Origin of the sequence: Phytoactinopolyspora halotolerans (assembly GCF_010550675.1) — a bacterium.
In the GTDB taxonomy this organism is placed as follows: domain Bacteria; phylum Actinomycetota; class Actinomycetes; order Jiangellales; family Jiangellaceae; genus Phytoactinopolyspora; species Phytoactinopolyspora halotolerans.
This window is the reverse complement of sequence record NZ_JAAGOA010000005.1, coordinates 134,291-160,439: the sequence shown is the minus strand read 5'-3', so window position 1 is coordinate 160,439 and position 26,149 is coordinate 134,291. Positions and strand designations below refer to the sequence as shown.

Here is a 26,149-nt window from a genome sequence, read left to right as displayed (position 1 = left end):
GTCGAGCGCGACCAGAAGACATGAGTGACGAGATGAGCGAGACGAACGGAGGCCAGGTGTCCGAGGAGAGCGGCACCGCACTTGACGCGAAGGTGCGCGCGGAGATGGAACAGATCGTCGCGCGTTATCCCGAGTCGCGTTCGGCTCTGCTGCCGATGCTGCATCTGGTGCAGTCGTACGAGGGCTATGTGACGCCGGCCGGCATCGAGATGTGCGCCGACGTGCTCGGACTCACCGAGGCCGAGGTCGCGGCGGTGGCGACGTTCTACACGATGTACAAGCGGCGTCCGGTGGGCGATTACCACGTCGGTGTCTGCACGAACACGCTGTGCGCCATCATGGGCGGCGATGCCATCTGGTCCGAGCTCTCCGAGCACCTGGGCGTCGGACACGACGAGGCCACCGAGGACGGCAAGATCTCGCTTGAGCGAGTGGAGTGCAACGCCGCCTGCGACTACGCACCGGTGGTGACGGTCAACTGGGAGTTCGTCGACAACCAGACCCCCGAATCCGCGCGTGAGCTGGTCGACAAGCTTCGCGCGGGCGAAGACGTCAGCTCCACCCGGGGTCCGAAGCTGTGCACATGGAAACAGGCTGAGCGAGTGATCGCGGGCTTCTCGGACGGTCTGGCCGGCCAGGGCGCCCAGGCGGGTCCGGCGTCGCTCGCCGGGCTCCGGCTTGCCGAGCAGGAAGGCTGGACCGCGCCCGAGGGCGGACAGCCGGCACTGGGCGGAGCCGATGAGGGAACCGGAGGGGAGAGCAAGTGAGCACGCCATCCGAGGCTTCGGCCGAACAGCGCGCTCCGGTGACGCTGACGCCGGTGCTGACGGCTCGCTGGGGCGAGAAGGACTCCTTCACCCGCCGCGTCTATGAGCGCAACGGCGGCTACAAGGCGTTGCGCCAGGCGCTGCAGCGGACCCCGGAGTCGATCGTGGAGGCGGTCAAGGACTCCGGTCTGCGCGGCCGCGGCGGTGCGGGCTTCCCGACCGGCATGAAGTGGAGCTTCGTGCCCAAGGACATTCCCAAACCGACCTACCTGGTGGTCAACGCCGACGAGTCAGAGCCCGGCACCTGCAAGGACATCCCGCTCATGATGGCCGACCCGCATGTGTTGGTCGAGGGTGTCATCATCTCCGCCTACGCGATCGGCGCGCACACCGCGTTCATCTATGTCCGCGGTGAGGTGCTGCACGTCATCCGCCGGTTGCAGGCGGCCGTCGCGGAGGCGTACGAGGCCGGCTATCTCGGCACGAACATCCTCGGCTCCGGCTACGACCTGGAGCTCGTGGTGCACGCGGGTGCCGGCGCGTACATCTGCGGTGAGGAGACCGCGCTGCTCGACTCGCTCGAGGGGCGGCGCGGGCAGCCTCGGCTGAAGCCGCCGTTCCCGGCGGTCGCCGGCCTCTACGCATCGCCGACGGTGATCAACAACGTCGAGACCATCGCTTCGGTGCCGTCGATCGTGTCCAACGGCTCCGGCTGGTTCCGGTCCATGGGTAGCGAGAAGTCCCCCGGCTTCGGGATCTTCTCGCTGTCCGGGCACGTGACGAATCCGGGTCAGTACGAGGCGCCGCTCGGTATCACGCTGAACGAGTTGCTCGACATGGCGGGCGGCATCCGTGCCGGGCATCGGCTGAAGTTCTGGACACCGGGCGGGTCGTCGACGCCGATGCTGACCGAGGAGCACGCGGACCTGCCGCTCGACTTCGAAAGTATGGCCGGTGCCGGCACCATGCTGGGCACCCGGGCGCTGCAGATCTTCGACGACACCACCTGCGTCGTCCGGGCCACACTGCGCTGGGTGGAGTTCTACAAGCACGAGTCGTGCGGAAAGTGCACGCCGTGCCGTGAGGGCTTCTGGTGGCAGGTGCAGATCCTGGACCGGCTGGAGAAGGGACAGGGCACCGAGGCCGACCTGGACAAGCTGCTGGATCTGAGCGACAACATCGGAGGCCGCTCGTTCTGCGCGCTCGCCGACGGCGGAATCGCACCGGTGACCTCGTCGATCCAGCACTTCCGGGACGAGTACATCGCCCACTTCGAACACGGCGGATGTCCGTTCGACCCGGCGGCGTCGGCGCTGTTCACCGTCGAACGTAAGGAAGAAGCGGGGGTCAACGCCTGATGAGTGGCGGAACGAACGCCAGTGTCAACCCGGCCTCGGCGGAGAAGAACGCCTCGGCCACGCCGGACGACGCTGTCGAGAAGCAGGAGAACCTGGTCACCCTCACCATCGACGGCTTCGAGGTGAGCGTGCCCGAGGGGACCCTGGTCATCCGCGCCGCCGAGATGATCGGTATCCAGATCCCGCGGTTCTGCGACCACCCCCTGCTCGCCCCGGCGGGCGCGTGCCGGCAGTGTCTGGTAGAGGTGCCGGACATGGGCAATGGACGCGGCATGCCGAAGCCGCAGGCGTCGTGCACGCTGACCGTCATGCCCGGCATGGTCGTCAACACGCAGATGACATCCCCGGTCGCCGACAAGGCACAGCAGGGCATCATGGAGTTTCTGCTGATCAACCACCCGCTGGACTGCCCGGTCTGCGACAAGGGCGGCGAGTGTCCGCTGCAGAACCAGGCGATGAGCAACGGCCGGGGAGATTCGCGGTACGAGGGCAAGAAGCGGACCTACCCCAAGCCGATCAACATCTCGGCGCAGATCCTGCTCGATCGGGAGCGTTGCGTGCTGTGCGCCAGGTGCACCCGGTTCTCGCAGGAGATCGCCGGCGATCCGTTCATCGAATTGCTCGAGCGGGGTGCGCTGCAGCAGGTCGGCATCTACGAGAAGGAGCCGTTCGAGAGCTACTTCTCCGGGAACACGATCCAGATCTGCCCGGTCGGCGCGCTCACCTCGGCTGCGTACCGGTTCCGCGCCCGGCCGTTCGATCTCGTCTCGGTGCCTTCCGTCGCCGAACACGACGCGTGCGGCAGCGCCATCCGCGTCGACCATCGGCGCGGCACGGTCATGCGCCGGCTCTCCGGCGACGACCCGGATGTGAACGAGGAGTGGATCACCGACAAGGACCGGTTCGCCTTCCGCTCGTACACCCTCGACGACCGGCTGACCCATCCGCTGGTCCGGGACGAGGAGACCGGCGAGCTGGTCACCGCGTCGTGGCCGGAGGCGCTGACGCTGGCCGCGCGGGGTCTGGCCCGCGCCAGGGACGGCCGCGGCGTCGGTGTGCTCACCGGCGGCCGGGTGACGATGGAAGACGCGTACGCGTACGGGAAGTTCGCGCGAGTGGTGCTCAGCACCAACGACATCGACTTCCGGGCGCGCAACCACTCGGCTGAAGAAGCCACTTTCCTGCAGCGAGTCGCCACGTCCGGGCTGGATGTCACCTACCAGGACCTGGAGACCGCACCGGCCGTTCTGCTGGCCGGCTTCGAACCGGAAGAGGAAGCCGGGACGGTCTTCCTGCGGCTGCGTAAGGGCGCGCGGAAGGGGACCAAGGTGTTCTCGATCGCGCCGTTCGCCACCCGCGGTCTGCAGAAGCTCTCCGGCACGCTGTTCCCGGCGGCGCCCGGGACCGAGGCCGAGGTGCTGACAGCGGTCGCCGCGAAGGCGCCTGAGGTCGCCGACCTGCATGATCAGCTCAGCGCCGACGGTGCGGTCGTGATGATCGGCGAGCGTCTGGCCGGCGTACCCGGTGCGCTCTCCGCCGCCGTGCGGGTGGCCGGTTCGACGGGTGCCCGGCTGGCCTGGGTACCGAGGCGGGCCGGTGAACGCGGCGCTCTCGAAGCGGGGGCGTTCCCGACGCTGCTGCCGGGCGGGCGGCCGATCGGCAACGCCGAGGCAAGGGTCGACATGTCCGCCGTCTGGGGGGTGCCGTCGTTGCCACCGCTGGACGGCCGGGACACCAACGGCATCCTGACCGCGCTGGGCAACGGCGCGCTCACCGGGCTGCTGGTCGGAGGCGTCGAGCTGAACGACCTGCCGGATCCGGCCGTGGCGCGGCAGGCGCTGGAGAAGCTGTCCGGCGACCCCGACTCGTGCATCGTCAGCCTGGAGGTACGCCGCAGCGACATCACGGAGCTGGCCGACGTCGTGCTTCCGGTGGCGCCGCCGATGGAGAAGGCGGGGACGTTCGTCAACTGGGAGGGCCGTCACCGCCCGTTCGGTCAGGCGTTGCCGGAGAGCTCGGCGTGGTCGGACGCCCAGACCCTGGCGGCGCTGGCCTCGGAACTGGACATCAAACTGGGCACCGACGACGTGGAGACGGTGCGTGCCGAGATCGCCGAGATCGGCGTCTGGGAGGCCGAGCCTCCGGTGGTGGACGTGTCCGCGGCCGATCTTCCGGCCGTAGGCGCAGGCGAGGCCATCCTGGCCACCTGGCGGTTGATGCTGGACGACGGCCGCGGTCAGGACGGTGAGCCGCACCTGGCTGAGACCGCGCGAGAGCCGCACGCTAGATTGTCGGCGGTGACCGCGGCGGAGATCGGGGTTGCCGACGGGGAACAGCTCACGGTCGGCACCAGCGCCGGATCTCTCACCTTGCCGCTCGTCATCACCCAGATGCCGGACCGCGTGGTGTGGGTGCCGCAGAACTCCCCGGGCTCGCACGTATACGCCGACCTGCGCGTGCAGGCGGGCGCGGTCGTCTCGTTGGCCGGAGGTGAAGCATGACCGCCCAGCTGGCGTCGATCGACGTCCGGGCTGCGGATCAGCTCGAAGGTTTCGGCGGTGACCCGTGGTGGATCATCGCGATCAAGAGCCTGGCGATCTTCGTCTTCCTTGTCGTGATGACGCTCTTCGCGATCGTCTTCGAGCGGAAGGTCGTCGCGAAGATGCAGAACCGGATCGGCCCCAACCGGGTCGGTCCGAACGGGTCGCTGCAGAGCCTGGCCGACGGCGCCAAGCTCATGCTGAAGGAAGACATCATCCCGAAGCATGCGGACAAGGTCGTCTACATCCTGGCTCCGCTCATCGCGGTGATCCCGGCGTTCCTGATCATGGCGCTGATCCCGTTCGGCCCCGAGGTCTCGATGTTCGGCCAGACCACGCGGTTGCAGATCACCGATGCGCCGGTGGCGGTGCTGCTGATCCTCGGCATCGCCTCGGTCGGCGTGTACGGGATCGTGCTGGCCGGCTGGTCGAGTGGTTCGACGTATCCGCTGCTCGGTGGGCTGCGCTCGTCGGCGCAGGTCATCTCCTACGAGCTGGCGATGAGCATGTCGTTCGTGGCGGTGTTCCTGTTCGCCGGGACGATGTCGACGTCCGGCATCGTCGAAGAGCAGGAACGGCTCTGGTTCGGCATCATCCTCATCCCGTCTTTCATCGTCTACCTGATCTCCATGGTCGGCGAGACCAACCGTGCGCCGTTCGACCTTCCCGAGGCGGAGGGTGAGCTGGTGGCCGGCTGGGGCACCGAGTACTCGTCCATCAAGTACGCGATGTTCTTCCTGGCCGAGTACATCAACATGGTCAACGTCTCAGCGCTGGCGACGACGCTCTTCCTGGGCGGATGGCGGGCGCCGTGGCCGCTGTCGGCGATCAACGACGGCATGTTCAACGAGGGCTGGTGGCCGATCCTGTGGTTCATCGGCAAGATCATCGCCCTGCTGTTCGTCTTCATCTGGCTCCGCGGGACCCTGCCACGCTTCCGGTACGACCAGTTCATGAAGCTGGGCTGGAAGGTGCTCATCCCGGTGTCCCTGGTATGGATCGTGCTGGTCGCCGGGATGCGGCTGGCCATGAACGAAGGCTGGGAGCGCCAGGAGCTGATGGTCTGGGTGGGCGGAGCCTTCCTGGTGATCATGCTCATCCTGTGGATCGCGCCGCTGTTCACCGGTTCCAAGGACGACGAAGCCGAGGAAGCGGCGGATGAGCGGGAAGGGGCGTCGTCGTTCGACGCCTTCGCCGGCGGACACCCGGTCCCACCGATGCCGGGCCAGGAACCGGTGACAGTGACGGCGACGGTGGGCGCCACCCGACGCGCAGGTGATGACAACAGCGGGTCGGACAGCCCTGATGACAGCGACGAGAGCAACCGCTCGGAGGGCAGCAATGCCTAGTTTCCTCGATCCGATCGCCGGGTTCGGCGTCACTTTCGCGAACATCTTCAAGAAGAAGGTGACCGAGCAGTACCCGGAGGAACCGCACCCGGTAGCTCCGCGGTTCCACGGGCGGCACCAGCTGAACCGGCACCCGGACGGTCTGGAGAAGTGCGTCGGCTGTGAGCTGTGCGCCTGGGCGTGCCCGGCCGACGCGATCTACGTCGAAGGCGCTCCGAACACCGAGGATGAGCGCTTCTCGCCCGGCGAACGGTACGGACGGGTCTATCAGATCAACTACCTGCGGTGCATCCTCTGCGGTCTGTGCATCGAGGCGTGCCCGACGCGCGCGCTCACCATGACCAACGAGTACGAGCTGGCCGATGCCACCCGCGAGAGCCTGATCTACGAGAAGAAGGACTTGCTCGCCCCGCTGCTGCCCGGCATGGAGGAGCCCCCGCACCCGATGCGGCTCGGGGACGACGAGCGTGACTACTACCTTGGTGCCGGCCTGCCGGGTGGATCCCTGCAGAACAGCACCACGGGAGAGGGGGGACAGTGAGTCTGCTGACCGCTGTCGCGGCCCAGGCGAGCGAGACCTCCACCAGTTCCGGCACCACCGGTGAAGAGGTGCTGTTCTGGATCCTCGCGCCGCTCGCCGTGCTGGGTGCGCTCGGCCTGGTGCTCTCTCGCAAGGCGGTGCACGGTGCGCTGTTCCTGGCGATGACCATGGTCAGCCTGGCGCTGCTGTTCCTGGCGCTGGAGGCACCGTTCCTCGGCGTGGTGCAGATCGTCGTCTACACCGGCGCCATCATGATGCTGTTCCTGTTCGTCATCATGCTGGTCGGCGTCGACGCGACGGACTCCCGGGTCGAGACCATCCGTGGTCAGCGCGGTGCGGCCGCGCTGGCGGTACTCGGCGTGCTGGTTCTGCTGACCGCGGTCACCGGTCGGGCGGCGTTGCCGGATCCGATCGGTACCGACGAGGCGACCCCGGACGGCAACGTCTACGCGATCGCCGACCTCATCTTCGGCCGGTACGTGTGGGCCTTCGAGGTGGTCGCGATCGTGCTGATCACCGCCGCGGTCGGGGCGATGGCGCTGACCCACAAGGAGCGCGTCACCCGGCGGCTCACGCAACGGGAGCTCTCCGAGCGGCGGTTCCGCGACGGCGACCCGCGCAATGCCGCCGGTCTGCCGGTGCCCGGTGTCTACGCGCGGCACAACGCGGTCGACACGCCGGCTCTGCTGCCGGACGGCACCCCGGCCGAGTCCTCGGTTCCCGCGGTCCTGGTCGCGCGCGGGGCGGCCCGTCCGGCGGAGGAGTTCGCCGAGGACATCGGCGAGATCGGCCCGCACGGCCAGAAACCCTCGGGGTTGCAGCCGCAGGGCGAGGGCGACCAGCCGGAGGGTGACGCGACCGCCGGCGAGGGCGGCCCCAACGACGACGTCCCTGCTGACGACGGCGGCGCCGACGACGATGGCGCGAGGCCTGACCAGGACGAGGCCGACGGAGGTGACGCACGATGAACCCGACGCCGTACCTCGTGCTGGCGACGATCCTGTTCACCCTCGGCGGCGCCGGTGTGCTGCTGCGACGGAACGCCCTGATAGCGTTCATGAGCGTTGAGTTGATGCTCAACGCCGCCAACCTGGCATTCGTGACCTTCGCGCGGATGCACGGCAACATCGACGGCCAGATCGTTGCGTTCTTCGTCATGGTGATCGCAGCGGCGGAGGTCGTGGTCGGGTTGGCCATCATCGTGATGATTTTCCGAACCCGCAGGTCCGCGTCGGTCGACGACGCCAGCCTGCTGAAGCTGTGACGGGCCTGGGGGTTACGTGACGCTCACCAACGTAGTGACACTCGGTCTGGCTGCCCAGACGGAGGGAGCTCAGGAGGTCCACGAGGCCTCCGGGCTGATCTCCACCACCTGGTTGCTGATCGCTCTGCCGCTGCTCGGCGCGGCCGTTCTGCTGCTCGGCGGACGGCGACTCGACCGGTCCGGCCATCTCATCGGATGCGCTGCCGTGATCGGCGCCTTCGCCTGGGCGGTCGTGCTGTTCGTCGACATGCTGTCGCACGACGCGCACGAGCGGGCGTTCTCGGTGCCGCTGTGGGAGTGGTTCAATGCGGGCGGGTACGAGGTCCGGCTCGATCTGCTCCTCGACCAGCTCTCGATCGCGTTCGTTCTGCTGATCACCGGTGTGGGTTCGCTGATCCACGTCTATTCGATCGGCTACATGGAGCACGACGAACGGCGGCGCCGGTTCTTCGGATACCTGAACCTGTTCGTCGCCGCCATGCTTCTGCTGGTGCTGGCCGCTGACTACCTGGTGCTGTTCATCGGCTGGGAGGGTGTCGGCCTGGCGTCGTACCTGCTGATCGGGTTCTGGCAGTACAAACCGTCGGCGGCGATCGCGGCGAAGAAGGCGTTCGTCGTGAACCGCGTCGGCGACATGGGCATGGTGCTGGCTCTGGCATCGATGCTGGTGGTCTTCGGCTCGACGTCGTTCGAGATCGTCTTCGCCGGAGCCGATGGTGCGCAGACCGGATGGCTGAACACCATCGGCCTGCTGCTGTTGCTGGCCGCCTGCGGGAAGTCGGCACAGTTCCCGCTGCAGTCCTGGTTGCTGGACGCGATGGAGGGACCGACGCCGGTCTCCGCACTGATCCACGCCGCGACCATGGTGACCGCCGGTGTCTACCTCGTGGTGCGCTCGGCCGCGATCTACGACCTCGCGCCCGAAGCACGCACCGCGGTGATCCTGGTGGGCACCATCACGCTGTTGATGGGTGCCATCATCGGGTGCGCCAAGGACGACATCAAGAAGGCGCTGGCCGGTTCGACCATGAGCCAGATCGGCTACATGATGCTGGCGGCCGGGCTCGGACCGGCGGGGTACGCGTTCGCGATCTTCCACCTCATCACGCACGGCTTCTTCAAGGCCAACCTGTTCCTCGGCGCCGGGTCCGTGATGCACGGGATGAACGACGAGGTCAACATGCGTCGATTCGGGGCGCTGCGGTCCGCGATGCCGGCGACCTTCCTGACGTTCGCCGTCGGATACCTGGCGATCATCGGGATCCCGCCGTTCGCCGGCTTCTTCTCCAAGGACCGGATCATCGAGGCGGCGTTCGGCGACAACGTGCTGATCGGGTTGTGCGCGATGATCGGCGCCGGCGTGACCGCGTTCTACATGACCCGGGTCATGCTGCTGACCTTCTTCACCAGCAAGCGGTGGGAGGACGACGCTCACCCGCACGAGTCTCCGCGCGTGATGACCTGGCCGTTGTGGGCGCTCGGTTTCCTGTCCGTGGCCGGCGGGCTCGGCCTGCTGTACATCGGCGGCGGAATCGTCGACTGGCTGGAGCCGGTCACCGGCGAGGAGCACCATGACCTGCCGCTTCCGGTCGCCGTGTTGATCGCGCTGACGATGACGGTCGTGGTGCTCGGGGCGGGCGTCGCCTGGTTCATGTATCAGCGCCGGCCGGTGCCGGTACAGGCGCCCGCGGGGAACCCGCTGACCGTCGCGGCGCGCAAGGACCTCTACGGTGACGCGTTCAACGAGGCCGTGCTGATGCGACCTGGCCAGTACCTGACCCGGTCCCTGGTCTACGTCGAGAACCGTGGCGTCGACGGGGCCGTCATCGGTGCGGCGACGGCCGTCGGCGGACTGTCCGCGCGGTGGCGGCGTTGGCAGACCGGTTTTGTCCGCTCGTACGCGCTGACGATGTTGGCCGGGGCCGGCCTCATCGTCGTGGCCATGCTGTTGGTGAGGGTGCCGTGACATTCCCCTGGTTGACGACTCTGATCGCGGTGCCCGCGTTGGGCGCCGTGCTGACGGCGCTGGTGCCGCAGGGCCGCAGCAGGCTCGCGAAGCAGGTTGCCCTGGCGTTCGCCATCCTGACGCTGGGCTTCGCCGTCGCGGTGATCGCGCAGTTCGATCTCGGCGGCGACCGCTTCCAGCTGACCGAGCAGAACGAATGGATCTCCGCGCTCGGCATCTACTGGGCGCTCGGCGTCGACGGCATCGGGGTGGCGCTGGTCGGACTGACGGCGGTCGCCACGCCGATCGTGGCTCTGGCCATGTGGCCGGAGGCGGAGGAGAGCAAACGCGACCCGAAGGTCTACTTCGCGCTGCTCCTGGCCGTCGAGGCGCTGACGATCACCGCCTTCGTGGCGAAGGACCTGCTGCTGTTCTACATCGTCTTCGAGGCGATGCTGATCCCGCTGTACTTCATGATCGGTATGTACGGTGGTCCGCAGCGACGGTACGCGGCGCTGAAGTTCCTGCTGTACAACCTGTTCGGCGGGCTGGTGATGCTCGCCGCGGTGATCGGGGTGTACGCGGAGTCCGCGGACGCCGGGCAGGCGTCGTTCCTGCTGGCCGATCTGATGGCGCTGGACATCCCGGTGGAGACACAGCGTTGGCTGTTCCTCGGCTTCATGCTGGCGTTCGCGATCAAGGCGCCGCTGTGGCCGTTCCACACCTGGCTGCCGGATGCGGCGGCCGAAGCGACACCGTCGAACGCCGCCTTCCTGTCCGGCGTGGCCGACAAGGTGGGCACCTTCGGCATGATCGCGCTCGCGGTGCCGCTCTTCCCGCAGGCGGCCGAGGACTTCGCGCCGGTGATCGTGGCGCTGGCCGTAATCAGCATCATCTACGGTGCCCTGCTGGCGATCGGGCAGACCGACATGAAGCGGTTGATCGGCTACACGTCGATCTCCCACTTCGGATTCATCGTGCTGGGCATCTTCGCGCTCACCGACCGTGGCATGACCGGCTCGACCTTTTACATGATCAACCACGGGCTGTCGACCATCGCGCTGTTCGTGATCGTCGGCTTCATGATCTCGCGTCGCCAGTCTCGCCTGATCGCGGATTACGGCGGGATCCAGAAGCCGGCACCGAAGCTGGCGGGCGCGTTCCTCATCGCCGGCCTCTCCGGGCTGGCTCTCCCGCCACTGGCCACGTTCCTCTCCGAGTTCCTGGTGATCGTCGGAACCTTCGAGGAGTACCGCGCCGCGGCGGTGGTGGCCACGCTCGGCATCGTACTGGCGGCCCTGTACATCCTCTGGCTGTACCAGCGCACCATGACCGGGCCCGTGGGTGAGGAGAACGCGGACACCCGGGATCTGGGCCTGCGGGAGACCATCGTGGTCGCTCCGCTGCTGGCGCTGATCCTGGCGGTGGGGGTGTTCCCCCGGACGGTGGTGGACGTGATCGATGAAGGTGTCGGGCCGACTCTGTCGGACGTCGGTGTCGAGGCGCCGGATCCGCTGGTGTCCGTGACCGACCAAGCTGCTGAAGGGGACGAGGAGTGAACGCGCCACCAGTCGAGTACGCGGCCTTGATGCCGATGATCATCGTGCTTTCCGCGGGGGTCATCGGTGTCCTGGTCGAGGCGTTCATGCCGCGGCGCTACCGGCACGTCACCCAGGTGGCGCTGGCTCTGGTGGCGTTCGTCGCGGCGTTCGTCCAGATCCTGCGGCTTGCCGGGGAGACCGAGCTGATCGCCGTGAGCGGTTCGGTCGCGATCGACGGGCCGGCGTTGTTCCTGCAGGGCGCGATCGTCGTGCTGGCGTTCGTGAGTGTGCTGTTCTTCGCCGAGCGGAAGATCGAGGCCGGTGGGAACGCGTTCGCACCCAGTGCCTCGTCTCTTCCGGGCAGTGAGGAGGAGCGGATCCTGGTCCGTGACCGGGTGCTGCAGACCGAGGTCTATCCGCTCACGATGTTCTCGGTCGGCGGGATGATGCTCTTCCCGGCCGCGAACGACCTGCTGGTGATGTTCATCGCCCTGGAGGTGCTGTCGCTGCCGCTGTACCTGCTGTGCGGGATGGCGCGGCGGCGTCGGCTGCTGTCGCAGGAGGCTGCGCTCAAGTACTTCTTGCTGGGCGCGTTCGCGTCGGCGTTCTTCCTGTTCGGTGCTGCCTTCGTGTACGGCTACGCGGGATCCGTGCGGCTGTCCGAGATCGACGCCGCGCTCACCGCGAGGGTGGGTCAGGAGGGCCTGTTGCTCGCCGGCGTCGGCCTGATGGCGGTCGGCCTTCTGTTCAAGATCGGCGCGGTGCCGTTCCACGCCTGGACGCCGGACGTGTACCAGGGCGCGCCGACTCAGGTGACGGGCTTCATGGCCGCGTGCACCAAGCTGGCGGCGTTCGGTGCGCTGCTGCGGCTGTTCTACGTGGCCCTCGGCGGTCTCCGCACGGATTGGCAGCCGATGATGTGGGCGGTGGCGATCGCCACCATGGTGGTCGGCATCGTGGTCGCGCTGACCCAGACGGACGTCAAGCGGATGCTGGCCTACTCGTCGATCGCGCACGCAGGGTTCATCCTGACCGCGTTCGTCGCTGTGGATGAGCTGGCGTTGTCGTCCATCTTGTTCTACCTGGCCACCTACGGCATCATGACGCTTGGCGCGTTCGCTGTGGTCACGCTGGTTCGGGACGCGGGCGGTGAAGCCACCCACCTGTCCAAGTGGGCAGGGCTCGGCAAACGGTCCCCGATCCTGGCCGCCACCTTCGGCCTGTTCCTGCTGGCCATGGCGGGTATCCCGCTCACCAGCGGATTCGTCGGGAAGCTGACCGTGTTCAACGCGGCCTTCCAGGGCGGGGCGATGCCGTTGGTGATCGTCGGCGTGCTGACCAGCGCCGTGGCCGCGTTCTTCTACGTTCGGGTCATCGTGCTGATGTTCTTCTCCGAGCCGGCTGCGGAAGGGCCGACGGTGGCGGTGCCCAGCCCGTGGACGACGGTGGGCATCGCCGTCGGTGCGGCCGCGACGATCGTTCTGGGCATCCTGCCCGGGCCGCTGCTGGACCTGGCCGAGAACGCTGCTGTCTTCATCCGCTGAGGCATCCCGTAGGCTGTTGGTTCGAAGATGGTGATCCTCCGGCGGGCCAAGGTCGGCCGAGGCATGCCATCTTCGCCGGACGGATGCATGAGTCGACGCGCCCGCCGTCCGCCGGTGGCGGCGGCGCGCGTGGCCGGAGTCGATGGGGATGGGAGGTCTGGGTGAGTGCTGGCGGTCTCGGGATCCCCGTGGTCGACGCCGATCTCGAGCAGGCGCTCAGTGCCGGCCTCGATGATGTGGAAGGTCGGCTGCTCGCGGCGATCAAGTCGGACGACGAGGTACTGGACGAAGCGTCCCGGCATCTGGTGACCGCCGGCGGCAAGCGGTTCCGGCCGACGCTGACGTTGCTGGCCGCCGCCTTCGGTGACGTCGACGGTCCCGGCGTCGCCCCTGCGGCCGCGGTGGTGGAACTGACGCATGTCGCGTCGCTCTACCACGACGATGTGATGGACGAGGCCGAGCTGCGCCGAGGGGCTCCGAGCGCGAACGCGCGGTGGGACAACACGGTCGCGATCCTCACCGGCGACTACCTCTTCGCGTGCGCGTCGGTGCTGCTGGCCGATCTGGGGCCGGATTCGGTGCGGATCCAGGCGAAGACCTATCAGCGGCTCGTGCAGGGCCAGCTGCGTGAGACGGTGGGCCCGGCAGCAGGGACCGACCCGGTGGAGCATTACCTGTCGGTGTTGTCGGACAAGACGGCATCGCTGATCGCGGCGTCGGCCCGGCTGGGCGCGCTGCACGGGGGTGTCGCCGCCGAGGACGTCGAGGTCTTGGCACGATACGGCGAGCGGGTCGGTATGGCGTTCCAGCTTGCCGACGACCTGCTCGATATCGCGGGCGAGTCGGCGATCTCCGGCAAACGGCCGGGAACCGATCTGCGCGAGGGCGTCGCGACCCTGCCGGTGCTGTACGCCCGCAGGTCGGCGAGGCCAGGAGACGAGCGCCTGCTGGAGCTGATCTCCGGCCCGATCACCGATGACGACGCGCACGCCGAGGCGCTGGCGTTGCTGCGCGAACACCCGGCCATGTCGGAGGCCCGCGACGAGGTGCGACGCTGGGCCGATGACGCCCGGACGACCTTGGCGACGTTACCGGACGTTCCCGCGCGTCGCGCGTTGGAAGCCCTCTGCGACACAGTGGTGACCCGCACCCGCTGATCCGTCAGCCGTTGTGCACACGACCATACGCACGACCGGTTTTCAAGCTGCATCACCATCTCGGCATGGACTGAGGTGCGCCCGGTCCGTAGGCCGTCGTGGTCAGGTCCAACCGTGTCGTTGGTCGTGGGAGATCGGACTGTTTTCGCGGGCCGTGCGCCGGGTCGTGTGGATGTGTGCTGATGGGGGCGGCGCCTTCTTGCACGACGACTCGCACGGCCCCGGATCCCGGCCATTTTGCGGCTGGAAGTCACACGACAGTTTGCACGACGGAGTGAGATCGGCTGGAAGTCACACGACAGTTTGCACGACGGAGTGAGATCGGCTGGAAGTCACACGACCGAACACACGAGCACAGCGGGATCGGCTGTATGAACCACGACCATGCACCGATGTCGAAGCGGCGGATCTGGCCGCGACAGCACCCCACCACGGGTTCCCGGGCGGCGTGACCATGCACCTACAGGGACGTCTCCGCCACTTGGGCCGCGGTGCGGCGGAGCATCCGTCGCCGCTGGCGCAGCGCGTCCCCGGTGAAGATCGCCAGCGCCAACCAGACGAGGCCGAATCCGAAGAAGCGGATCGCCGGGACGTCCTCGCTGAAGACGAAGATTCCCAGCAGGAATGTCAGCGACGGCGCCAGGTACTGCATGACACCGAGCGTGGTCAGCGGCGCCCTGGCCGCGGCCGCCGCGAAGAGCACCAGCGGAGTCGCCGTGGCGACGCCTGTCGCCACCAACAGCAGATCGGTACCGACGTCGATATGGCCGAATGTCGCATCACCGTTCACCTGAAGGTAGGTCAGGAACACCAGCGCGGGCAGGAACATGACGGCGGACTCCAGGGCGACGCTCTCCACCGCCGGTACCCGGACTCGCTTCTTGATCAGGCTGTAGATGGTGAACGTGAACGCCAGCGTCAGACCGATCCATGGTGGCCGGCCGTAATTCGCGGTCAGCACCACCAGGGCCACCGTCGCGATCGCCACCGCCACCCACTGCAGGCGACGCAGCCGTTCGTGCAGCACCAGCACCGCCACCACGACCGTGACCAATGGGTTGATGAAGTAGCCGAGCGAGACCTCGATCACATGACCGTGGTGGACACCCCAGATGTACGTTCCCCAGTTGATCGCGATCACGGCGCCGGCGACGGCGAGCAGCGCGTAGCTCCGCGGCGGCAGACCCCGCAACCGGGCGAGCCGCCGCCACAACACCAGCGCCAGCAAGGTCGCGGCAAGCGACCACACAAAGCGGTGGGCGAGGACTTCCACCGCGCCGGCCTCATCGAGCAGATCCCAGTACAGCGGCAGGAGGCCCCAGAGGCCGTACGCGCCGAACCCGAAGACCAGGCCGGACCGCGAAGAGCTCACCACGAAACACTACCGCAGTATCAGCAGCCAATAGGCATGACGCCCATGACATGAATGACGCCGACGTGTACCGGAGGACAGCCGGGATATCGTCGGAACATGGCTGGGCGCTGGCAGTTCTGGATCGACCGTGGCGGAACCTTCACCGATATCGTGGCGCGTCGTCCCGATGGCGGGCTGGTCACCCATAAGCTCCTCTCAGAGAACCCCGAGCGTTACCACGACGCTGCGGTGGCAGGGATCCGCCGTCTGCTGCAGGAGGCGGGAGAGCACGGCCCCGCCGACACGGCATCTGCCATCCCGGTGGGCCGGATCGAGGCCGTCCGGATGGGTACCACGGTGGCGACCAACGCCCTGCTGGAACGGAAGGGCGACCGCACCGTCCTGGTCATCACCAAGGGGTTCGCGGACGCGCTCCGCATCGGTTACCAGGCGCGTCCCCGGATCTTCGACCGGCAGATCGTACTGCCCGAGTTGTTGCACGAACGCGTCATCGAGGTCGACGAGCGCGTCACGGCCGAAGGCACGGTGCTGCGCACACCGGATCTGGAAGCGCTCGGCGACGAACTTCGGGCGGCGTACGACGATGGGATCCGGGCGGCGGCCGTGGTGTGCCTGCACGGACACCTGTATCCGGCACACGAGGAGGCCGTCGGGAAACTCGCCGCCCAGATCGGCTTCCCGCAGATCTCACTGTCCAGCGAGGCCAGTCCGCTGATGAAGGTCGTCTCACGCGGTGACACCACCGTCGTCGACGCCTACCTGTCACCCATCCTCGGCCGTTACGTCCGGCAGGTCGCCGAACACATCCCGGATGTGCGGCTGATGTTCATGCAGTCCAACGGCGGGCTGGCCGAGGCGGGCCACTTCCGCGGCAAGGACGCCATCCTGTCCGGGCCGGCCGGCGGGATCGTCGGCATGGTGCGGACGTCGCAGCAGGCCGGGTACGACCACGTCATCGGATTCGACATGGGGGGCACGTCGACCGACGTCTCGCATTACGCGGGCGAGTACGAGCGGGTCTTCGACACACAGGTCGCCGGGGTGCGGCTGCGGGCGCCGATGTTGGACATCAACACCGTCGCCGCCGGTGGAGGATCGATCCTGCACTTCGACGGCTCCCGGCTCCGGGCCGGCCCCGATTCGGCCGGCGCCGACCCGGGACCTGCCTGCTACCGCAACGGCGGGCCGCTCACCGTCACCGACGCCAACGTCATGCTCGGCCGGATCCAGCCGCGGCATTTCCCGGCCGTTTTCGGGCCGGACGGGGACCAGCCCCTCGACGTCGACATCGTCCGCCGGAAGTTCACGGAACTCGCCGATGAGATCGCCGCGGCCACCGGTGAAGGTCGTAGCCCCGAGCAGGTGGCCGAGGGCTTCCTGACCATCGCCGTGGCGAACATGGCCAACGCCGTCAAGAAGATCTCCGTGCAGAAGGGGCACGACGTCACCGAGTACGTGTTGACCACCTTCGGCGGCGCGGGTGGGCAGCACGCCTGTGCCGTGGCCGACTCACTCGGCATCCGCACCGTGCTGGTGCCGCCGATGGCAGGCGTGCTCTCCGCGTTGGGGATCGGGCTGGCGGACACCACGGCGATGCGCGAACAGTCGGTGGAGGAGAGGCTCGCGGACGGGCTGATGGGCCGGCTGGGCGAGCTGGCGGATGAGCTGGCGGCGGCCGCCTCCGCCGAGTTGGTGGACTCCGGCGTAGCGTCCGAGCGTATCCGCGTGAGCCGCCGTGCTCACCTCCGGTACGACGGTACCGACACGGCGGTTCAGGTGCCGCTCGGCGGACTCGACGCCATGGTGGAGGCGTTCGAGACCAGCTACCGGCGGATGTACTCGTTCCTGATGGACCGGCCGCTGATCGTCGAGGCATTGTCGGTGGAGGCGGTCGGGCTGACGAGTGAGGCCGAGGCCGGGCGTGGTGGAGGAGATCCCGTCTCCGCCCGCGGCTCGCTCGTTCCTCACTCGCCGATACCCGGCCAGACCCGAGACGGGATCTCCTCCACCACGCCCTCCGCTGATCTGCATCAGGCCGACTGGCTCGGATCGACGACGGGGACGCGGGAGACCCGGCACGGGAGCATGTGGGATGACCTGGGGCTGGCGCAGCCCAAGCCGGTGCAGATGTATACCGGTGGGGCCTGGCACCGGGTGCCGTTGTACCGGCGCGAACAGCTCGCCGCCGACGACGCGGTGCACGGACCGGCGATCATCGCAGAGGAGAACGCGACGACGGTGGTCGAGGACGGCTGGCGGGCCGGACTGACGGAGCATGGTCACCTGCGGATCGAGCGGGTGCGCCGGCGTGCCGACGTCGTCGGAGTCGGAACCGAGGTCGATCCGGTCATGCTGGAGGTCTTCAACAACCTGTTCATGTCGATCGCGGAGCAGATGGGGGCGCGGTTGGAGTCGACGTCGCAGTCGGTGAACATCAAGGAACGGCTGGACTTCTCCTGTGCGCTGTTCGATCCGGACGGCAATCTCATTGCCAACGCGCCGCACATGCCGGTGCATCTGGGCTCGATGGGGTCCAGCGTCAAAGAGGTGATCCGGCGGCGAGCCCAGGGTGAAGGGCTCAAGCCGGGAGACGTGTACGCGGTGAACGATCCGTACCACGGGGGAACGCACCTGCCGGACGTCACCGTGGTCACGCCGGTGTTCGACGTTGCGGCGGACGGCGCGGGATCCGGTGAAGTGTTGTTCTATGTGGCGTCGCGCGGACATCACGCGGAGATCGGCGGATTGACCCCGGGATCGATGCCGGCGTTCAGCCAGGACATTCACCAGGAGGGCGTGCTCTTCGACAACTGGCTGCTGGTGGAGGACGGCCGGTTCCGGGAGGAGGAGACGCTGCGGTTGCTGACCGAGTCGCCGTACCCGTCGCGGAATCCGTCGACGAACCTGGCGGATCTGCGCGCGCAGATCGCGGCGAACGAGAAGGGCGTGGCCGAGGTGCGACGCATGATCGACCACTTCGGGCTCGACGTGGTCCAGGCCTACATGCGTCACGTGCAGGACAACGCCGAGGAAGCGGTGCGACGCGTGATCGATGCGCTCTCCGACGGCGACTACACCTATGAGATGGACAACGGCGCGATCATCAAGGTCGCGGTGACCGTGAACAGGGCGAGCAGGGGGGCGACGATCGACTTCACCGGGACGTCCGGACAGCTGGAGTCGAACTTCAACGCGCCCACATCTGTGGCGACGGCCGCCGTGCTGTACGTGTTCCGGACGCTCGTCGCCGATGACATTCCGTTGAACGACGGCTGCCTGCGACCGTTGCACATCGTCGTCCCAGAGCCGTCGATGCTCGCTCCCGAGTATCCGGCCGCGGTGGTGGCCGGCAACGTCGAGACGTCGCAGGCGGTGACCGGGGCCTTGTACGCCGCGCTGGGGGTGCAGGCCGAAGGGTCGGGCACTATGAACAACGTGACCTTCGGCAACGACCGCCACCAGTACTACGAGACGGTCGGCTCGGGGTCCGGGGCCGGTGACGGATTCGACGGCGTGGCAGCGGTGCAGACCCACATGACCAACTCGCGTCTCACCGATCCGGAGGTGCTGGAGAGCAGGTTCCCGGTGCTGGTGGAGAGCTTCGCGGTGCGGCCGGGCAGCGGTGGCTCCGGACGGTGGCGCGGCGGCGACGGGGCGGTCCGGCGGCTGCGTTTCCGTGAACCGATGACGGTGAGCACGCTGGCCGGGCATCGCCGTGTGCCGCCCTACGGTATGGCCGGCGGCGACCCGGGTGGACTGGGACGCAACCGCGTGGAGCGCGCCGACGGCTCCGTCGTCGAGATGGAGGGGAGCGATTCGGCGGACGTCGGTGTGGACGACGTGCTGGTGATCGAGACGCCCGGTGGTGGCGGCTATGGTGTGCCTCCTGGAGAGTGAACGCCACGGGTGACCGACCCCACCACGTTCGGTGCTGATGCGGGATGCGGAATGGAGAGACATGGCTCTGACTTTTGCGACGTTCAACATCCGGAACGGCTGGGGACGCGATGGCCTGCACTCATGGCCGTTCCGGCGCAGCTCCACCCTGTCGACCATTTCCGCCCTGGGCGCGGATGTGGTGGGCCTGCAGGAGGTGTTCGAGTTCCAGCGTCGCTATCTGTCCCGGCGGATGCCTGAGCTGCGCTGGTTCGGCCAGGGGCGCAGCGGAGGGTACCGCGGCGAGCAGTGTCCAATCGCGGTGCACGGGGACCGGCTCACGGTGACCCGGCACGAGACACGGTGGTTCGGCTGGACTCCGCATCTGCCCGGGACTCGGCTTCCCGGTGCGTCGTTCCCACGGATCACGACGCTCGCCCGCTGCTGGGACCAGCGCACCGGGGCGGTGTTCGACGTGGCCAACACCCACCTGGACGAGCACGTCGTCGCCAATCGGGTGGCCGGCATCGAGCAGCTCGCGGGCTGGCTGGACCAGTCGGTGCCGACCGTCGTGCTCGGTGATCTCAACGCCGATGCCGCGGATTCGGCCGTGTTCGCCCCGTTGCTCGACGCCGGATTCCAGCACATCGAGGTCTCCGGAGGAACCAGCCACAACTTCACCGGAGCAGCGGACGGGCGGCAGATCGATCACATCTTCGCCAGCCCGCATTGGATCCCGGAGCAGGCCGCCGTGGTGCGAGAGCGGCACGGGCGCCGGCTGCCGTCCGACCACTGGCCGGTGCGAGCGACACTCAGCCTCCGCTGACGGTGGCGTCGGCAGAGGCCTTCCGGCGCTGTGACGACGGCAGGTCGAAGATGGCGTGCAGGCCCGGTCCCCGGACGGCGGCGGGTACGTCGTAGCCGCGTTCCCACAGCCGTCGGCCGAAGGCCCGCCAGCACAGCCACATGAAGGCGACGAACAACGCGGCGCCGATACCGGTCCGGACGAGCACCTCGACCCAGCCTGAGTCGGAGATGTCGTTCCCCTCGATGTAGGCGGGACCGCCCCATTGCGGTTGGAACGGCGTCTGTGCGTCGAACCTGGCGTAGAGGAACCACGAGATCATCCGGCCGACACCGTAGAACATCAGGCCCTGGTAGAGCAGCAGCAGGCCGCGCTCGGGCAGCCGGAACGTGCGGTGCAACCACCCCCACACCCGGGGGTCGGCGGGAACCACCACCTCGCGGAAGTACGCGGGTGTGAGGGTGCGCCACGCGAAGACCACCGTGACGAGCAGCCAGAAGAAATCCCATACCCCGCCCAGACTGCTGTAATAGGCGGCCGCGTCGCCATATCGGCCTTCCACCGCGGCGTGCTTCCACATGCTGATCGTCACCGGCTCGGTGGAGAACGGGAAGAACAACATCACGCCGGCGGTATCGGCGAAGTCGGTGAGGACGTGGGCCCATTGCCCGATCAACAGGCCGAGCGCCCATGCCCGGCTCTTGGTGATGGCGAGCACGACGGCGGCGAACAGGACGCCGAACAGCAGCGAATGAGAGAAGCCGACGCCGGGCCAGCCACGGTGGAAGGCGGCCGGATCGTCGGCGGCGTAGACGAACGTCTTGGTGAACGCGTCCGGCAGCTGGGTGCCGACGACGACGGCCAGAAAGGACGCCTTGGCGCCGACGTGTTTCTGGATGAAATACAGCTCGAACTCGTGCGCCGCCCAGCTCACGGTCGCGACCTCGCGGTCAACCTGCGTCGCACGACGGCCGCCGCCGTCGGGACGAGATAGAGCGTCAGCAGCAAGAACAGCGGCCCCATGACCCAGTTGAGCAGCACGGTCTTGGTGAAGTAGGCGATGACTAGATACAGCGCCAACGCCGCGACGTACCAGCCGACGGGGATCCGTACCTGCGGGGCGGGCGTCGCCTCAGACGCGTTAGACAACGGCCTGGGCGGTGGCCAGACCGGTGACCGCGGTGCGTGCGCCGACGGGATCGGTGACGGTGGCCGGGGCGAGCGTACGCTCCGGCGGCGGTCCGAGCACCCGATCCGGGTCCAGCCCCATTCCCGCGAGGAACTCCGCATTCGCACGATGAGCCGCGTAGCGTCGTTCGAACGGGTCGCGGCCGGTCAACCGCTCCATCAGCCGGGTCGCACCGCCTCGTAGCAGCATGACCCCCGTAGCCCCCTGAACCACGGCTGCCTCAGCCGCCGTGTAGCACCCCATGCACATGGACACGTACTCTACACACCTGCGCTGCACAGAAGGACGACGACGTCGGCTGTGACGTCGCAGCCGGCATCCGCGCCTTAAGCGAACCGGTCGCGCCATCGTGGAGGGAGCGTTACTCCACGGTCCAGGTGTCGTTGCCCGTGATCAGCGCGGCCAGGTCACCGGCTCCCTGGTTGTCGACCGCCTGGTCGACCTGTTCGTTCACCAGATCGCCGTAGGTGGGTCGCTCGACCTGCCGGAAGATGCCGATCGGGGTGCGCGCCAGCGTGCCGGGGTCGGCGAGGCGGGAGAGCGCGAACGCGCGGCTCGGGTCGGCGGCCTGAGCATCGTGCACGATCACGTTCGGGTCGTCGCCGGAGCAGATCTCCAGGCCGGATGTCGCCGGGTTGCGCCGGATCCCGTGCTCGTTGTTGGCACCGAACCGGACCGGCTCCCCGTGCTCCAGCCGGATCATCACCTCGTCGCGAGTGTCGCGGTTCTTCAGGATCTCGAATGCGCCGTCGTTGAAGATGTTGCAGTTCTGGTAGATCTCCACCAGCGATGTTCCGCGGTGCGCGGCCGCCGCGCGCAGCACCGAGGTCAGATGGGCCCGGTCGGAGTCGATGGTCCGGGCGACGAACGTCGCCTCCGCTCCGAGCGCCAACGAGACCGGGTTGAACGGGGCATCGAGCGAACCCATGGGGGTCGACTTGGTGATCTTGCCCTGCTCGCTGGTCGGCGAGTACTGGCCCTTCGTGAGGCCATAGATCCGGTTGTTGAACAGCAGGATCGTCATGTTGACGTTGCGCCGCAACACGTGGATCAGGTGGTTGCCGCCGATGGAGAGCGCATCGCCGTCGCCCGTCACCACCCAGACCGAGAGATCCGGCCGGGAGGTGGCGAGTCCGGTCGCGATCGCGGGTGCCCGCCCGTGGATGGAGTGCATCCCGAACGTGTCCATGTAGTACGGGAACCGGGACGAGCAGCCGATGCCGGAGACGAAGACGATGTTCTCCCGCTTCAGCCCGAGTTCGGGCAGGAATCCCTGCACCGACGCCAAGACGGCGTAGTCGCCGCAGCCGGGGCACCAGCGCACTTCCTGGTCACTGGTGAAGTCCTTCTTGTTCTGCGCGACGTCGGTGGTCGGCACCCCGGCCAGGCCAGGCATACCCAGATCGGTTGCGGTCACAGCTGATCGTCTTCCTTCATGATGACCTCGGCCAGTTCTTCTGCCTTGAACGGGAGCCCGCGGACCTGGTTGTGGCCGATGACGTCGACCAGGTAGCGGGCCCGCAGCAGCATCGCCAGCTGTCCGAGGTTCATCTCGGGCAGCAGCACTCGCTCATAGCGGCGCAGCACGTCGCCGGTGTTGGCAGGCAGCGGGTTCAGATAGCGCAGGTGTGCCTGCGCCACCGCGTGCCCGGCGCTCCGCGCGCGGCGGACGGCGGCGCCGATGGGACCGTAGGTGGAACCCCAGCCCAGTACCAGGAGCCGGGCGTCGCCGCTGGGATCGTCCACCTCCAGGTCGGGCACCTCGATGCCGTCGACTTTCGCCTGACGGGTCCGGACCATGTAGTCATGGTTGGTCGGGTCGTAGGAGATGTTCCCGCTGCCGTCGGCCTTCTCCAGCCCGCCGATCCGGTGCTCCAGGCCCGCGGTACCGGGCACCGCCCAGGCGCGGGCCAGCGTCTGCGGATCACGGATGTACGGCCAGAACTCGGCGTCGTCGCCGCTGCCGTGGTTCTTCTCGGTGGCGAAATCCGGCTCGATCGTCGGCAGCGACTCGACGTCGGGGATCGCCCAGGGCTCGGACCCGTTCGCGAGATAGCCGTCGGAGAGCAGGAACACGGGCGTGCGATAGGTGACGGCGATCCGGGCGGCCTCCAGCGCCGCATCGAAGCAGTCGGCCGGGGACGCCGGAGCGATGATCGGTACCGGCGCCTCACCGTTCCGGCCGTACATCGCCTGCAGCAGATCAGCCTGTTCGGTCTTGGTCGGCAGCCCGGTGGACGGGCCGCCACGCTGTACGTCGACGATGATCAGCGGCAGCTCCAGCGATACGGCAAGCCCGACGGTCTCCGACTTCAGCGCCACGCCCGGGCCGGATGTGGTGGTGACACCGAGCGAGCCACCGAACGAGGCACCGAGCGCCGCGCCCACACCCGCGATCTCGTCCTCGGCCTGGAACGTGCGGACACCGAACCGCTTGTGCTTGGAGATCTCGTGCAAGATGTCGGATGCCGGGGTGATCGGGTAGGACCCGAGGAACAGCGGCATGCCGGACTGCTTGGCGGCCGCGACCAAGCCGTAGCTGAGCGCGAGGTTACCGGTGATGTTGCGGTACCGGCCGGACGGCATCGGTGCGGGCTTGACCTCGTACGAGACTGCGAAGTCCTCGGTGGTCTCACCGTAGTTCCAGCCGGCCTTCACCGCGGTGATGTTCGCGTCCCGGATATCGGCCTTGGTGGCGAACTTGCTCTGCAGGAATCGGACCGTGCCGTCGATCGATCGTCCGTACATCCAAGAGAGCAAGCCCAAGGCGAACATGTTCTTCGACCGGGACGCCTCTTTGCGGCTGAGACCGAACGGCTCCAGGGCCGTCATGGTCATGCCGGTCAAATCGAGGGCGTGCACCTGATACGAGTTCAGCGAACCGTCGTCGAGGGGGCTGGTGGCGTAACCCACCTTCTTCAGGGCACGTGGCGTGAACTCCGCCGTGTCCACGATCAGAATGGCGCCCTTGGGGACGTCAGGCAGGTTGGCCTTGAGCGCGGCGGGGTTCATCGCGACCAGCACGTCTGGTGCGTCGCCCGGCGTGAGAATGTCATGGTCGGCGAAGTGCAGCTGGAAGCTCGAGACCCCTGGGAGCGTCCCCGCTGGGGCGCGGATCTCGGCCGGGAAGTTCGGCAGGGTGGAGAGATCGTTGCCGAAGGAGGCCGTTTCCGCGGTGAATCTGTCACCTGTGAGCTGCATGCCGTCACCGGAGTCGCCGGCGAACCGGATCACCACGCGATCGAGTTCGCGGACCTGTTTCGCCGTCACGGCGTGTCGATGCCTCCTGGGTGATGGCGCCCGGTATCGGGGGCGCACTCAGAAGCCGCGCGGATAGGGACGTCCTGCGTTGGCCCCACCGGCACCCGGCTCCTTAGCGGCTAGTGCTCTCTACTTATGCTAAGACAACCCTTACTCGTTGACCCATTCGTCCACAGCGTGAGAGGACAGGGGATTATTCCGCCCGGAACCTCCCGCATCATCTGGACGTTCGCCCTGTGTGCGTAGCATGCTCAGCGTGCATGGTCCGCGTGCGCGGAAGAACATCCTCAGGACTCTCGTTTTTCTCGTTGTCCTGGGACTCTTGGTGCTGTTCGTCGCGTCTCGCCTAGGACCTGTGGGCTTTTGGCTTGGCGCCGTCCTGGTGGCGGTGCTGATCGTCTACGTATGCGCCCGGGCCGGGACGGTGGCCGTTCGAGCCATGCGCGCCTACCCGGTCGGCGAGGCGGAGCAGCCGGAGCTGTGCCGGCTGGTCCGCGAACTGACGACGCGGGCGCGAGTTCCGATGCCGAGGCTCTACGTCAGCCCCACCCGGGCGGCGAACGCGCTGGCGACAGGGTATGGGCCGAGCCGGGCGGTGATCTGCGTGACCGAAGGGGCGCTGGACGCCTTGGACGAGCGCGAGCTCCGCGCCGTGCTCGCCCACGAGCTGGCGCACATCCGGTATCTGGATACGTTGCCCGGTTCGATCATCAGTCTGCTTGCGCGGGCGGCCATGGTGATCCCGGTGCTGGGGATCGTGGTGGTGTACCTCATGCGGCCGATAGTCGGGCGGTCCCGGGAGTTCGACGCGGATCAGGAGGCCGCCCGGCTCACCGGGGATCCGCTCGCGCTGGCCAGCGCCTTGCGCACGCTGGACGCCGCCCGGCGAGAGCTGGTGCTGCCGCCGGAGCCGGGCGTCGTCGCGATCAGCCATTTGATGATCGGTAGCCCGCTCGGAACCCATGGCGTGTGGCGGCTGTTCCGATCGCACCCGTCCACCGCCGAGCGCGTGGCGCGGCTGGAAGGGCTGGCCGGCTACCGCCGCTAGCCCTCCGCCATGATCATGAACAGTAACCGTGCTATGCGAACGGTTACTGTTCATGATCATGGTGGCTAGCGGCGGTTGGTGAACTGGAGCGCGAAGTCGAAATCCTGATCCTTGAGGATGGCCATGACCTCCTGAAGATCGTCCTTCTTCTTCGAGGAGACCCGGACCTCGTCGCCCTGAACCTGGGCCTTGACACCCTTCGGGCCTTCATCGCGGATCACCTTGGTGATCTTCTTGGCCTGCTCCTGGGTGAGCCCGTCCTGCAGCGTCGCGGAGATCTTGAACAGCTTGCCCGACGGCCTGGGGTCACCGGCGTCCAATGCCTTCAGCGAGACCTTCCGCTTGACCAGCTTGTCCTGGAAGACGTCGAGCACCGCACGGACCCGGTCCTCTGCGCTCGCCTCCATCTCGATGCCGAGCTCGCCGGACCACCTGATCGCCGCGTCCGTGCCGCGGAAGTCGAATCGCTGCGAGATCTCCTTGACCGCCTGGTTGAGGGCGTTGTCCACCTCCTGCCGGTCGACCTTGCTGACCACATCGAACGAAGACTCGCTTGCCACGTGTCGCTCCTCCACACTTCATGCTGGTC

The 26,149-nt window shown here is 67.7% G+C and carries 21 protein-coding genes; 14 read left to right on the top strand and 7 right to left on the bottom strand.

Translation table 11 applies throughout. The annotated features are described in order from the left end of the window. Positions 1 to 104 precede the first annotated feature (104 nt). The 11 genes from nuoE (at position 105) to G1H10_RS08925 (ending at position 14,006) form a co-directional block, all read left to right on the top strand. Positions 105 to 767, top strand: coding sequence for an NADH-quinone oxidoreductase subunit NuoE (gene nuoE, locus G1H10_RS08975; RefSeq protein WP_376778590.1), 663 nt, complete (start codon positions 105 to 107; stop codon positions 765 to 767). Next, entirely contained in the window at positions 764 to 2,125 is a 1,362-nt protein-coding gene (gene nuoF / locus G1H10_RS08970; protein ID WP_312856554.1) for an NADH-quinone oxidoreductase subunit NuoF, read from the top strand. The genes nuoE and nuoF overlap by 4 nt, the downstream gene beginning before the upstream one ends. Further along, entirely contained in the window at positions 2,125 to 4,626 is a 2,502-nt protein-coding gene (locus tag G1H10_RS08965) for an NADH-quinone oxidoreductase subunit G (RefSeq protein ID WP_163735790.1), read from the top strand. Before nuoF ends, G1H10_RS08965 begins: the two co-directional genes overlap by 1 nt. Continuing rightward, a complete protein-coding gene (nuoH, locus tag G1H10_RS08960) occupies positions 4,623 to 6,014 on the top strand; it encodes an NADH-quinone oxidoreductase subunit NuoH (RefSeq protein WP_163735789.1) in 1,392 nt (463 codons plus the stop codon). The genes G1H10_RS08965 and nuoH overlap by 4 nt, the downstream gene beginning before the upstream one ends. Next, positions 6,007 to 6,555 (top strand): NADH-quinone oxidoreductase subunit NuoI, encoded by a 549-nt coding sequence (gene nuoI / locus G1H10_RS08955; protein ID WP_246219326.1) that lies wholly within the window; start codon positions 6,007 to 6,009, stop codon positions 6,553 to 6,555. Before nuoH ends, nuoI begins: the two co-directional genes overlap by 8 nt. Then, positions 6,552 to 7,523: an NADH-quinone oxidoreductase subunit J gene (locus G1H10_RS08950; RefSeq protein WP_216853049.1), complete on the top strand. Its 972-nt coding sequence runs from the start codon at positions 6,552 to 6,554 to the stop codon at positions 7,521 to 7,523. The genes nuoI and G1H10_RS08950 overlap by 4 nt, the downstream gene beginning before the upstream one ends. After that, positions 7,520 to 7,819, top strand: a complete 300-nt coding sequence (nuoK, locus tag G1H10_RS08945; protein WP_163735783.1) for an NADH-quinone oxidoreductase subunit NuoK — start codon at positions 7,520 to 7,522, stop codon at positions 7,817 to 7,819. The genes G1H10_RS08950 and nuoK overlap by 4 nt, the downstream gene beginning before the upstream one ends. Positions 7,820 to 7,913: 94 nt before the next feature. Continuing rightward, complete coding sequence (gene nuoL, locus G1H10_RS08940) at positions 7,914 to 9,785, top strand: NADH-quinone oxidoreductase subunit L (protein ID WP_376778589.1); 1,872 nt, start codon at positions 7,914 to 7,916, stop codon at positions 9,783 to 9,785. Beyond that, positions 9,683 to 11,323: an NADH-quinone oxidoreductase subunit M gene (locus G1H10_RS08935; protein WP_216853048.1), complete on the top strand. Its 1,641-nt coding sequence runs from the start codon at positions 9,683 to 9,685 to the stop codon at positions 11,321 to 11,323. Before nuoL ends, G1H10_RS08935 begins: the two co-directional genes overlap by 103 nt. A gap of 29 nt (positions 11,324 to 11,352) precedes the next feature. Continuing rightward, positions 11,353 to 12,849, top strand: coding sequence for an NADH-quinone oxidoreductase subunit NuoN (gene nuoN, locus G1H10_RS08930; RefSeq protein WP_163736235.1), 1,497 nt, complete (start codon positions 11,353 to 11,355; stop codon positions 12,847 to 12,849). A gap of 161 nt (positions 12,850 to 13,010) precedes the next feature. After that, a complete protein-coding gene (locus G1H10_RS08925; RefSeq protein WP_312856552.1) occupies positions 13,011 to 14,006 on the top strand; it encodes a polyprenyl synthetase family protein in 996 nt (331 codons plus the stop codon). A gap of 460 nt (positions 14,007 to 14,466) precedes the next feature. Here G1H10_RS08925 and rarD read toward each other — a convergent pair whose 3' ends face one another. Then, positions 14,467 to 15,378 carry an EamA family transporter RarD gene (rarD, locus tag G1H10_RS08920; protein WP_163735778.1) on the bottom strand — a complete coding sequence of 304 codons (912 nt, stop codon included), beginning with the start codon at positions 15,376 to 15,378 and terminating at the stop codon, positions 14,467 to 14,469. A gap of 99 nt (positions 15,379 to 15,477) precedes the next feature. Between rarD and G1H10_RS32315 the strand changes: the two genes are divergently transcribed. Beyond that, positions 15,478 to 19,278 carry a hydantoinase B/oxoprolinase family protein gene (locus G1H10_RS32315; protein WP_216853046.1) on the top strand — a complete coding sequence of 1,267 codons (3,801 nt, stop codon included), beginning with the start codon at positions 15,478 to 15,480 and terminating at the stop codon, positions 19,276 to 19,278. Positions 19,279 to 19,339: 61 nt separating this feature from the next. Next, a complete protein-coding gene (locus G1H10_RS08905; protein ID WP_163735776.1) occupies positions 19,340 to 20,083 on the top strand; it encodes an endonuclease/exonuclease/phosphatase family protein in 744 nt (247 codons plus the stop codon). On the opposite strand, the gene G1H10_RS08900 is transcribed toward G1H10_RS08905, so the two are convergent. The 5 genes from G1H10_RS08900 to G1H10_RS08880 all read right to left on the bottom strand — a co-directional run bounded on the left by G1H10_RS08900 (position 20,070) and on the right by G1H10_RS08880 (position 24,521). Beyond that, a complete protein-coding gene (locus G1H10_RS08900) occupies positions 20,070 to 20,996 on the bottom strand; it encodes a metal-dependent hydrolase (RefSeq protein WP_163735773.1) in 927 nt (308 codons plus the stop codon). The genes G1H10_RS08905 and G1H10_RS08900 overlap by 14 nt on opposite strands. After that, entirely contained in the window at positions 20,993 to 21,211 is a 219-nt protein-coding gene (locus G1H10_RS08895; protein ID WP_163735770.1) for a hypothetical protein, read from the bottom strand. Before G1H10_RS08895 ends, G1H10_RS08900 begins: the two co-directional genes overlap by 4 nt. Next, a complete protein-coding gene (locus tag G1H10_RS08890) occupies positions 21,204 to 21,464 on the bottom strand; it encodes a hypothetical protein (protein WP_163735767.1) in 261 nt (86 codons plus the stop codon). Before G1H10_RS08890 ends, G1H10_RS08895 begins: the two co-directional genes overlap by 8 nt. 148 nt (positions 21,465 to 21,612) lie before the next feature. Continuing rightward, the gene (locus tag G1H10_RS08885) at positions 21,613 to 22,647 is read right to left on the bottom strand and encodes a 2-oxoacid:ferredoxin oxidoreductase subunit beta (RefSeq protein ID WP_163736233.1); all 1,035 of its coding nucleotides are present in this window, start codon (positions 22,645 to 22,647) and stop codon (positions 21,613 to 21,615) included. Between the two features lie 17 nt (positions 22,648 to 22,664). After that, on the bottom strand, positions 22,665 to 24,521 hold the full coding sequence (locus G1H10_RS08880) for a 2-oxoacid:acceptor oxidoreductase subunit alpha (RefSeq protein ID WP_216853045.1): 1,857 nt from the start codon (positions 24,519 to 24,521) through the stop codon (positions 22,665 to 22,667). A 346-nt stretch (positions 24,522 to 24,867) separates the two neighbouring features. Here G1H10_RS08880 and G1H10_RS08875 point away from each other — a divergent pair, with 346 nt between their 5' ends. Next, positions 24,868 to 25,560 (top strand): M48 family metalloprotease, encoded by a 693-nt coding sequence (locus tag G1H10_RS08875; protein ID WP_216853044.1) that lies wholly within the window; start codon positions 24,868 to 24,870, stop codon positions 25,558 to 25,560. Between the two features lie 65 nt (positions 25,561 to 25,625). Here the strand turns inward: G1H10_RS08875 and G1H10_RS08870 are convergent, their stop codons facing one another. After that, complete coding sequence (locus G1H10_RS08870) at positions 25,626 to 26,120, bottom strand: YajQ family cyclic di-GMP-binding protein (protein WP_163735763.1); 495 nt, start codon at positions 26,118 to 26,120, stop codon at positions 25,626 to 25,628. Positions 26,121 to 26,149: the final 29 nt, after the last annotated feature.